The organism is Thermoanaerobacterium aotearoense (assembly GCF_009905255.1).
In the GTDB taxonomy this organism is placed as follows: Bacteria; Bacillota; Thermoanaerobacteria; order Thermoanaerobacterales; family Thermoanaerobacteraceae; genus Thermoanaerobacterium; species Thermoanaerobacterium aotearoense.
In genome coordinates this window covers 2,657,718-2,668,690 of record NZ_CP047602.1, presented here as the reverse complement: position 1 = coordinate 2,668,690, position 10,973 = coordinate 2,657,718, and the positions used below count along the sequence as shown (strand labels likewise).

The 10,973-nt window shown below is 36.4% G+C and carries 10 protein-coding genes and 1 other annotated feature (1 of these 11 only partly in view); of the genes, 7 read left to right on the top strand and 3 right to left on the bottom strand.

The features are described 5' to 3' along the window. Positions 1-222 precede the first annotated feature (222 nt). The 4 genes from dnaN to remB are packed head-to-tail and all read left to right on the top strand — an operon-like array spanning position 223 to position 2,949. Positions 223-1,335: a DNA polymerase III subunit beta gene (gene dnaN / locus GSH73_RS13345; RefSeq protein WP_014757495.1), complete on the top strand. Its 1,113-nt coding sequence runs from the start codon at positions 223-225 to the stop codon at positions 1,333-1,335. 15 nt (positions 1,336-1,350) lie between these two features. Continuing rightward, entirely contained in the window at positions 1,351-1,560 is a 210-nt protein-coding gene (locus GSH73_RS13340; RefSeq protein WP_014757496.1) for an RNA-binding S4 domain-containing protein, read from the top strand. Between the two features lie 35 nt (positions 1,561-1,595). Next, positions 1,596-2,684: a DNA replication/repair protein RecF gene (gene recF, locus GSH73_RS13335; RefSeq protein WP_014757497.1), complete on the top strand. Its 1,089-nt coding sequence runs from the start codon at positions 1,596-1,598 to the stop codon at positions 2,682-2,684. Between the two features lie 10 nt (positions 2,685-2,694). Continuing rightward, positions 2,695-2,949, top strand: coding sequence for an extracellular matrix regulator RemB (gene remB / locus GSH73_RS13330; RefSeq protein WP_014757498.1), 255 nt, complete (start codon positions 2,695-2,697; stop codon positions 2,947-2,949). An 18-nt stretch (positions 2,950-2,967) separates the two neighbouring features. Here remB and GSH73_RS13325 read toward each other — a convergent pair whose 3' ends face one another. After that, the gene (locus GSH73_RS13325; protein ID WP_014757499.1) at positions 2,968-3,702 is read right to left on the bottom strand and encodes a type 1 glutamine amidotransferase; all 735 of its coding nucleotides are present in this window, start codon (positions 3,700-3,702) and stop codon (positions 2,968-2,970) included. Then, a complete protein-coding gene (locus GSH73_RS13320) occupies positions 3,699-5,060 on the bottom strand; it encodes a Mur ligase family protein (protein ID WP_014757500.1) in 1,362 nt (453 codons plus the stop codon). Before GSH73_RS13320 ends, GSH73_RS13325 begins: the two co-directional genes overlap by 4 nt. A gap of 185 nt (positions 5,061-5,245) precedes the next feature. Between GSH73_RS13320 and gyrB the strand changes: the two genes are divergently transcribed. The 3 genes from gyrB (at position 5,246) to GSH73_RS13305 (ending at position 10,148) form a co-directional block, all read left to right on the top strand. After that, on the top strand, positions 5,246-7,147 hold the full coding sequence (gyrB, locus tag GSH73_RS13315; RefSeq protein WP_014757501.1) for a DNA topoisomerase (ATP-hydrolyzing) subunit B: 1,902 nt from the start codon (positions 5,246-5,248) through the stop codon (positions 7,145-7,147). A 13-nt stretch (positions 7,148-7,160) separates the two neighbouring features. Beyond that, the gene (gene gyrA, locus GSH73_RS13310) at positions 7,161-9,599 is read left to right on the top strand and encodes a DNA gyrase subunit A (RefSeq protein WP_014757502.1); all 2,439 of its coding nucleotides are present in this window, start codon (positions 7,161-7,163) and stop codon (positions 9,597-9,599) included. 102 nt (positions 9,600-9,701) lie between these two features. Next, positions 9,702-10,148, top strand: a complete 447-nt coding sequence (locus GSH73_RS13305; protein ID WP_014757503.1) for an FMN-binding protein — start codon at positions 9,702-9,704, stop codon at positions 10,146-10,148. A 27-nt stretch (positions 10,149-10,175) separates the two neighbouring features. Here the strand turns inward: GSH73_RS13305 and GSH73_RS13300 are convergent, their stop codons facing one another. Then, a complete protein-coding gene (locus GSH73_RS13300; RefSeq protein WP_014757504.1) occupies positions 10,176-10,610 on the bottom strand; it encodes a ferritin-like domain-containing protein in 435 nt (144 codons plus the stop codon). A 200-nt stretch (positions 10,611-10,810) separates the two neighbouring features. Then, positions 10,811-10,973, top strand: a binding site (T-box leader); it runs 66 nt beyond the window's last position.

The following is a 10,973-nucleotide window of genomic DNA, read 5'->3' as shown; positions in this document are numbered from 1 at the left end:
CATATTCACATTGATAAACTGTTGATAACATCGATTTTTTAGAGCTTGTTGATATTGTCGATATCTTTTTAAAAATACTTATAAGTTATCAACAGCGTAAAGATTAGCCTTTATACTGATTAAAAAAGTTTTTAACATATTAACAAGCTCTGTTATTACTACTACTATTATTTAATTATATTCTTATTTTTTTTAAATATACCTAAAAGGAGAGAAATTTCTATGAAATTTTCTTGCGATAAAATTTCATTATCAAATGCCGTAAACAAAGTTATAAAAGGGGTAACCCCCCGTACCACCCTCCCTATACTTCAAGGTATTCTTCTTAAATCAGAAGATGACAAGATAGTCATGTACACAACAGATATGGAGATAGGAATTCAATGCAGTGTCGATGCATCTATCATTGAAAGGGGAAGCATAGTTGTATCATCTAAGGTTTTCTCAGACCTTGTAAGGAAGCTTCCAGATGATACCGTTTTTTTTGAGTCTGACGAAAACAATACAGTAAATATAAGGTGTGGTTTTTCTGAGTTTTCCATATCAGGAAATTCATCAGAAGAATTCCCTGATATACCAGATGTAATAAAAGATGTAACTTTAACATTAAAAGAGAAAGTCTTAAAAGAAATGATAAAGATGACTTCATTTAGCGTCGCTCAAGATATGACGAGGCCGATTTTGACGGGTATACTTATGGAAGTAAGTAAAAATATTATAAATATGGTAGCTCTTGACGGATATCGCATGGCCATAAAAAAATACGCTTCAGAAGGACTTTTGACAAAAAATTTAGATGATTTTAGCGTTGTCATACCTGGTACTACAGCTAATGAGCTTTTAAGAGTAATGGAAGATAGCGATGATGATGTATCTATATCTTTTACAGGAAATCAGATTTTGTTCGAATTTGATGGTACAAAGGTTATATCGAAACTTTTAGATGGGAATTATATGAATTATAAGGCGGTAATACCTAAGGATTTTAAGTCTGTAGTCATTGTAGATAAAGATGATTTGATAGGTGCTATAGATAGAGCGTCATTGTTGGCTTCAAATAAAAGCAACTTAATTAAATTTACTTTTAACGAAAGAGAACTTGTAATATCATCAAATTCTGAAAAGGGAAAGATGTCGGAAAGGCTTAACATAGAGATTGAAGGCAACCTTATTGAGATAGCTTTTAACTCCAGGTACCTTTTAGAAGCACTTAGAGTCATCGATTCTGAAAAAATAAAGATGAGCATGATAAACAGCATAAACCCTATGATAATAACACCGATAGAAAATGATGACTACTTGTACATGGTATTGCCTGTAAAATTAAATGATTAGTCGAAAGGGTTTGGTATGATGGAAGAAGTAAAGATAAGCACTGTATACATTACGCTTGATCAATTTTTAAAATATGTAGGTATAGCAGAAACTGGCGGTAAAGGTAAACAGATGATACTGGACGGCCTTGTAAGAGTGAATGGAAATATCGAGCTTAAAAGAGGGAAAAAGTTATATAGAGGCGATACGGTATCGGTAAATGACCGTCAATTTGTGATCATTTAAAGTACAGCTTTACTGTACGAAAGGATAAGGAATGAATGTATCTAAAAGAGCTTACGATCGACAATTTTAAAAATTTAAAGCATCAGAAGGTTACATTTTCTGCTGGCACAAATGTAATATATGGTTCAAACGCACAAGGGAAAAGCAATCTTTTAGAATGCATAAGGTTATTAAGCATCGGAAAATCCTTTAGAAATAGCAAAAATAAGGACATGGTGTGTTTTGACGGTGATTATTATTACATAAAAGGTGTTTTCGATGTAGATGGTGAAGAAATAACAGTCGAGACAGGGTATAAGTTAAATCAAAACCGATTTTTTAAGGTAAATAACAATAAGATAAAGAGTATTTCTGAGTTAATCGGCATTATACTTACTACAATTTTTTCTCCAGATGACCTAAATATTGTAAAAGGCAGTCCTTCAACAAGAAGGCGATACATCGATGTATCTATTTCAATGATCAAGAGAAACTATCTTTACGACATAATACAGTACAACAAAGTTTTAGCAAACAGAAACAAGATTTTAAAGGATGTAAAATTCAAAAAGGAAAGCGCAAGGCTTTTGGACATTATGGATGAGCAGCTTTCATTCTTTGGTTCAAAGATTATCATGTACAGAAGACAGTACATCAGTAATCTTAACTTGATTATAAAGAAGATAGTTCAGGATATTTCAAGCGAAAAAGTTGATTTAAACTATTGGAATAATGTGTCGGACGAGGCTGATGATATTAAGTCTATTAAGGATTTATTTTTAAATAAGTTGATTTCAAACAGGGATGTTGATATAAGGTACGGTGATACGAAGTACGGTCCTCACAGAGATGATGTGAAAATATCGATAAATGGACATGATTCCAGAATATTTGCTTCGCAAGGGCAGCAAAGAACGATAGCATTGTGCCTTAAATTAGGAGAATACGAAATAATAAAATCAGAAGATGGTGAAAGCCCTATACTTTTGCTTGATGATGTCATGTCAGAGTTAGACGAAAAGAGAAGAAATTATATCTCGAATAAAGTTACGAGATGTCAGACATTTGTTACACATACGGAAAAAGAAGATGTAAAAGGCGATAGATATTTTTTGATTTCCAATGGTGTAATAATACCTGATTAAGGAGGAAATTATGTACGTTCATTTAGGTGGGAATGTAGTGGTGCCAGACGATGAAATAATTGCAGTTTTTAATATAGATGTAAAAACATCAAAAGATACCAGCGAATTTTTGAGAATTGCCGAAGAAGAAGGATTTATCGTTAAAATATCAGATGACAATATAAAGTCTTTTGTAATAACGGAGAGAAACAAAAAAAGCATAATTTATATATCTCCCATATCGTCCTACACCATTATTAAAAGAGCTTTAAAATACAGCGAATAAAAAATAGAGGTAAAACCTCTATTTTTTTACAAATCTATTTATGATGGCATCTTGTGTTAGATGTTCGAATGAGTCATCTAAAGGCGTCAGATTGCAATTGCCGTATTTTCTTTCCAAAGCTTTTTTTATCAATATATCTGTAAACTCTGGATTTTTAGGCAGCACTGGACCGTGAAGGTACGTTCCAAATGTGTTTTTGTATATTGCACCTTCCATGCCGTCTTCACCGTTATTGCCATTTCCATATATGACTTTTCCTAAAGGTTTTACATTTTTTTGCAAAAATGTCTTTCCGGAGTGGTTTTCAAACCCTACCATCTTAAATGCCTTGCCATCGATAGATGACTCTATTATTATGTTGTCTATCATCCTTTTGTTTCCTGCCACAGTGTATATTTCAAGCGCTCCTATTCCAGGCAATTTGCTTCCATCAGAAGATAGATAATACATGCCAAGCAGTTGATATCCTCCACATATGCTAAGAAGCGTTAATCCATCTTCAATGGCAGACTTTAAATTTTTTGCTCTTTTTAATGTCAGATCATCGCTGACGATTTTTTGTTCTCTGTCAGAGCCGCCACCTAAGAAAAGTATGTCAATGTCTTTAAAATTTGTATTGGTGTCTACCGTTATAGCTTTTATTTCAGCTTCAATTCCTCTCCACTCACATCTTCTTTTCAGCGTTATTATGTTTCCTCTATCTCCGTAAAGATTCAGTAGCTCCGGGTACATATGGCCTATCACAAGTTTCATTGTTTTACACCTCTTGATTTTAAGTAGTTATTTACTTCGTGCAACGATGTGTAGTTAGGCAGGACGGCTATCAATTCTTCATTTGTTATGGTTGGAATATATTCCAATGCTTCGTCTATTGATTTCATGATTTTTATCTTCTTTTGATCTATACCGGCGTATTTAAGCCTTAACGCCATATCTTCTGCTCTTAATCCCGATGTTACAACATGGTTTATTTTTGTATGTGATACAAAATTTTCGATGTCTACATCCCAAAGCCAAGATACATCTCTGCCGTCAGCGTAATTGTCGTTTATGGCGATCAGTAAGTTTAAAGGTTTGTTGATTTCTCTTAACATATTTAAAGTGCTGTCAAAGCCTATTGGATTTTTAATCAAGTTTATTATGGCTTTTTTGCCCTTTAAATAAGTCTTTTGAAGTCTACCTGCAATAGGAGTGTAGTTGTTAAGCCCCATTTGTATATTTGAAAATGGAATGCCTAAAAGTACATTTGCTGCTACAGATGCCATGACGTTATAAACATTGTATGCACCTGTAAGATGGCTTTTTACGCTTATTAACCTGTCTTTGAATTTCAATTTAAATGATATGCCATCTTCTGTAAGTTTTATGTCAAGTGCGCCAAAGTCTAATTTTGGCCGTGATTTTCCGCATTTAGGACAGTAATAATCGCCAAGCTGACCGTAAAAAACATCCTTGTAGACGTATTTTCCACCGCAAACCGGACAGTATTTCTGCTCAAATGCTGGTGATAAGCTGTAACCGTAGTTTAGCTTGTCTAAGATGCCGTAGTAAAAGACATTTAGATTTAGGTCATCGCCTAAAGAAGCTGTAAAAGGTTCATCTGCATTTAAAAGAAGCATTGAATCTTTTGGAAGTTTACTTAAAGATTCCTTGACTTTCTTAATAGTCGTGTCTAATTCACCGTACCTGTCAAGCTGATCTCTGAAAAAATTCGTCACAACGACTACCTTTGGATTGATGTCATTTAAAACAAGAGGCATATTCGCTTCATCCACTTCAAAAACACCAGTGTCGCAGCTTATATTGCCAAAGATGTCGCTGTTTTTTATAAGCACAGTGGCAATTCCACTTAACATGTTTGCTCCTTCTCTGTTATGGACTACTTTCTTGCCAGACGATTTTAAAATTTCAGCTATAAGTCCCGATGTAGTAGTCTTTCCATTTGTTCCTGTCACGACTATTTTTTCGTTCTTCACATCTTTTACGATGTTTTTTATGATATCAGAATCCACCTTTAAGGCTAACTTTCCTGGCAAAGATGTGCCGTTTTTTCCAGTTAATTTGCATCCGAGTATGACGAACTTTCCTACCAATATACCGAGAAGATCCAATATAACACCACCTTGAAAATGAACATCTTATCTACATATTTAAGTATATTATAAAATAGTGTTTTTATAAAATAAAAAAATTTCCTTTTGAGAAGAAGCAAAAAACTGCTAAAATCCACTTCCTTGTATAAAAAACAAAAAAATGATACAATAAAACTATTGGAATTTAGTACGGAGGTATGTATATGGCAAATGATGAAACATATGGTGCAAGTCAAATTCAAATATTAGAGGGTCTTGAGGCTGTAAGGAAGCGTCCTGGCATGTACATAGGCAGCACCAGCAGCAGGGGACTTCACCATCTTGTGTATGAGATAGTAGACAACAGCATTGATGAAGCATTGGCAGGGTACTGCAAAAATATAGATGTGATAATTCACAAAGATAATTCTGTATCTGTAATAGATGATGGTAGGGGAATACCGACAGACATACATCCACAAACAGGCAAATCAGGTGTTGAAGTTGCGCTAACTGTGCTGCATGCAGGCGGTAAGTTTAACAATGATGTTTATAAAGTTTCAGGCGGTCTTCACGGTGTAGGACTATCAGTAGTAAATGCTTTGTCAAAAAAGCTTGAAGTTATTGTAAAGCAAAATGGGAAAGTGTATCAGCAAAAGTATGAAAGAGGAGTTCCTAAAACAGATCTTACAGTTATAGGTGAGACGGATGAAACAGGTACGACAATAACATTTTCTCCAGACGGTGAGATCTTTGAGACGTTAGAGTATGATTACGATGTGCTTTCACAAAGACTGAGGGAATTGTCGTTTTTGAATAAAGGCGTAAAGATAAGGCTTGTTGATGAGAGAGATGGAAAAGAAGATGTTTTTCACTATGAAGGCGGCGTAGTGGAATTTGTAAAATATCTAAACAGAAATAAGGAAGTGCTGCATCCAGAGCCTATTTACATGGAAAGTAAAAGCGATACGTACGAAGTGGAAGTGGCGATGCAGTACAATGATACATATACGGAAAACATATTTAGCTTTGCAAACAATATCGATACAAGAGAAGGCGGCACTCATTTAATAGGATTTAAGACGGCCCTTACGAAAGTCATCAATGATTACGCAAGAAAATTTAACATCATAAAAGAAAACGACAAGAACTTGCAAGGAGAAGATGTAAGGGAAGGGCTTACGGCTATTATTAGTGTCAAGCTTATGAATCCGCAGTTTGAAGGTCAGACAAAGACGAAATTAGGTAATTCTGAGATGCGCTCCATCGTCGATTCTGTCGTGACGGAAAAGCTGACGGCTTTCATGGAGGAAAACCCTTCGCTTTCAAAGGTCATTCTTGAAAAGGCTACATCTGCTGCAAGAGCAAGGGAAGCAGCCAGAAAAGCCAGAGAGCTTACCAGAAGGAAGTCAGCGCTGGAATCTACTTCACTTCCGGGTAAATTAGCAGATTGTTCAGAAAAGGATGCATCAAAGTGCGAGCTTTACCTTGTGGAGGGCGATTCTGCAGGTGGTTCTGCAAAAATGGGTAGAGACAGCAGATACCAAGCCATACTTCCCCTTAGAGGTAAGATTTTAAACGTAGAAAAAGCAAGGCTTGATAGAATTTTATCAAGCGATGAGATAAAGGCCATGATAACAGCGTTAGGCACTGGAATAGGAAGCGATTTTGACATCTCAAAGCTTAGATACCATAAAGTCGTCATAATGACAGATGCTGATGTAGATGGAAGCCACATAAGGACATTGCTTCTTACATTTTTTTACAGGTTTATGAGACCGCTGATAGAAAATGGAAATATATATATTGCACAACCACCGCTTTACAAGATAGAGAAAAACAAGAAGGTGTACTACGCTTATTCCGATAAAGAGCTTGACAATATTTTAAAAGAAATCGGAAGAGAGAATTACAATGTGCAGAGGTACAAAGGTTTAGGAGAAATGGATGCGGAGCAGCTTTGGGATACTACGATGGATCCTGAGAAAAGGACTATGCTGAAAGTAAGCCTTGATGATGCTATTGCAGCCGATGAGATATTTACAATTCTGATGGGGGATAAAGTAGAGCCCAGACGTGAATTTATAGAAAAATACGCTAAAACCGTTAGAAATCTTGATATATAGGCAGGTGATTTAAGTGAGCGATAACACAAATAACGAAGAATTGAGAGTAATACCGGTAGATGTAGAAGATGAGATGAAAAAATCTTTTATAGATTACGCCATGAGTGTCATCGTAAGCAGGGCGTTGCCTGACGTGAGAGATGGCTTGAAGCCTGTTCACAGGAGAATTCTCTATGCAATGAATGGCCTTGGTCTTACGCCTGACAAGCCATACAAGAAAAGCGTAACTGTGGTAGGAGAAGTATTAGGAAAATACCATCCACATGGCGATGTAGCTGTTTACGACGCCATGGTTAGAATGGCGCAGGATTTTTCCATGAGAGAAACATTGGTTGATGGCCATGGCAACTTTGGAAGCATCGATGGAGATCCGGCTGCTGCCATGAGGTACACAGAAGCAAGGCTATCGAAGATAGCATTGGAGATGCTTACCGACATAAATAAAGAGACTGTAGACTTTGTGCCAAACTTTGATGAAAACTACAAAGAACCTGTAGTTCTTCCGTCAAGGTTTCCAAACCTATTGGTAAATGGATCACAAGGAATAGCCGTTGGAATGGCTACTAATATTCCTCCTCACAATTTAGGCGAAGTGATAGACGGAATAATTGCGTATATAGACAATCCTTATATTGCTACAGATGAGCTTATGAAGTACATAAAGGGCCCTGACTTTCCTACTGGCGGTCTTATAGTTGGAAAAGACGGCATCAGAGAGACGTACGAGACAGGAAGAGGAAAGATAATAGTAAGGGCAAAGGCAGAGATAGAGGAGCACAATGGCAGAAATCGCATAGTTGTCACAGAATTGCCGTATATGGTCATAAAATCAAAATTGGTTGAAAAGATAGCAGAGCTTGTAAGGGACAAGCATATAGAAGGCATCTCTGATTTAAGAGACGAATCAGATAGAAACGGCATGAGGATCGTCATAGAATTAAAGAGAGATGTAAATCCAAAGGTCGTCTTGAATAAATTGTACATGCACACTCAGATGCAGCAGACGTTTGGAGCCATCATGCTGGCCCTTGTAGATGGAGCTCCAAAGATACTTTCGTTAAATCAGATTATCGAGAAGTATGTAGATCACCAATTTGACGTCATTACCAGGAGGACGAAGTTTGACCTTCAAAAGGCTGACGAAAGAGCGCACATTTTAGAAGGTTTGAAGATCGCCCTTGACCATATTGACGAAGTAATAAATGTGATACGAAGCTCCAAAACAGAGCCTATAGCAAAGAAGAATTTGATGGACAAGTTTGGCCTCAGCGATAGGCAAGCACAGGCTATAGTTGATATGAGGTTAGGTCGCCTTACAGGATTAGAAAGACAGAAGATAGAAGATGAATTAAACGATCTTTATCAAAAAATAAAGGATCTAAAAAACATACTGTCAGACGAAAAGAAAGTGTTGGAGATAATAAAGAAAGAGCTTAAAGACGTGAAAGAAAAATATTCATCAGAGAGAAAGACGCAAATTGTGGCGAAAGAAGACGAAGTCGACATTGAAGATTTAGTTCAACTGGAAGACGCTGTTGTAACCATGACACACTTTGGCTACATAAAGAGAATGCCTCTTGATGCGTATAAATCGCAGAAGCGTGGCGGAAAGGGCATCTCTGGGATATCTACAAGAGAAGATGACTTCGTGGAAAATGTATTTACGACTACGACGCATGATAGGCTTTTGTTTTTTACAAACAAAGGCAAGGTGTACAGCTTAAGGACGATAGATATACCTGAATCAGGAAGGCAAGCCAAAGGCACAGCTATCATTAACCTCATTCAGATAGATCAGGATGAAAAAGTAAATGCCGTAATACCTGTAAAGAAATCTCACAATGCTAAGTACGTCGTCATGTGCACCAAAAATGGAATAATCAAAAAGACCGAAATCGAAGATTTCCCGAAGATAAAGAAAAGCGGCAATACAGCCATAAAGCTTGACGATGGAGATGAGCTTATAAATGTCATGCTTACAGATGGCAATAGGGAAATCATCATAGGTACGGCTAATGGCTTTTGCATAAGATTCCATGAAGACAATTTAAGGCCAATGGGAAGACAGGCAAGGGGTGTAATAGCAGTTACACTGAGAGACGATGATTACGTTGTTGAGATGGATTTGGTGGATAGAGATAGAGATATATTAGTGGTTACAGAAAATGGATATGGTAAAAGAAGCGATGCCGATGAATACAGATTGCAGACAAGGGCTGGAAAAGGAATAATAGCTGCAAAAATAACGAAAAAAACTGGAAAATTGGTTTCCATAATGTCTGTAAGTGAAAAAGATGAGCTTATGATAATCTCAGCCAATGGTATCCTCATAAGGACAAAAATCGCTGATATATCAAAGATGCACAGGGATACTGCAGGTGTGATGCTAATGAAGCTTGATGAAGGAGACAGGGTTGTTTCAACCGCAAGGATAGCGAATGATGAGGAATAAATTGTTAAAATTTATTTTAACAAAAGAAGGATTTTTAAAATAGATGTCGAATATATATTAAGAGGTGAATTGTTAAAAATTTTTCTAAAAGGAGAGGTTACCATGAAAAAATCATTGGCTATTGGGCTTATTACGGTGTTTATTGCAGTAAGCTTGGTTGGTTGTGGTTCAAATAGCTCCAATACGTCTTCAAACACATCAGGTTCATCTGGTGCGTACAAAGACGGCACTTACAAGGCAGAGCAAGCATCATTCGATGCACACGGATACAAAGGACAGATTGAAATCACCGTAAAAGACGGTAAGATTTCAAGCGTTGTGTACAATGAAGTAGATAAAAATGGCAAGTTCAAAAGAGACGATGCCGACTACGCATCAAAGATGAAAGCTAAGAACAATATAACGCCAAAAGAAGTAGATGAAAAACTTCAGCAAGAATTAGTAGATAGTCAAGATACGTCAAAAGTTGATACTGTGGCAGGTGCTACAGAATCGTCAAAGACGTTTGTAGAGTTGGCAAATCAAGCATTGAAAGATGCTAAGAAATAAAAAACCCCTCCATTTTGGAGGGTTTTTTCATGGGTCTATTTTTAGTATACCTAATGCTTTTTCCAGATCTATTATGTGATTTTCTTCCTCTAAAGCTATATTTCTGAGCTTTTGCCCCACATCGAAAAGTCCCAGATTTTCTGCTTGAGATATTCTCTGGTTATATCCATTCAGTGCGTCGTACTCGTAGTTTAAATCTTGATAAAGCATTTCTCTATTGTCGAGTGAAGTCTGTCTTGGATAAACTTCTACTGTGGGGATTCCACCAAGGTATTGTATAATGTCTGTCAATATCACTGCGTGATCGTGCTCATCCTTTGCGTGTTCTAAGATCTTGTCTATAACTTCTACGTATTCAGCTCCGTGCAGCATGCTGGAGTGCTGGATGTATTGTACCATTGCTGCGTATTCCTTGGTTAAGTCGGTATTTAAGTTTGATATAAGCTCCTTTTTGCTTATCATTAAAATTCACCTCTTTAAAAATATATGTTGATTCATACTATGATGATACTGATAAAAAAAGTATTTTTTTGCTTAAAAAATTAAAATTTTTTAATAAATGTAAACGATGATTTATTTAGAATTTACAAAAAATTAAGTTGACTTATTTTCAATATGCTGATAAAATAACTACTAATTTCACCTTAAAATATTTCATCTCAATAAAGGCGATGATGGAGAGGGGTATATGTATAAGCTAAAGAGAGCCGGTGGTTGCTGCAAACCGGTGCGAGTACATATATTAGATCGCTCCGGAGTAGTTAAGTTGAAGTTTTAGTAGGCTTAACCGTAAGACCTGCGTTAAAGGTAAAGTATGATTACTTG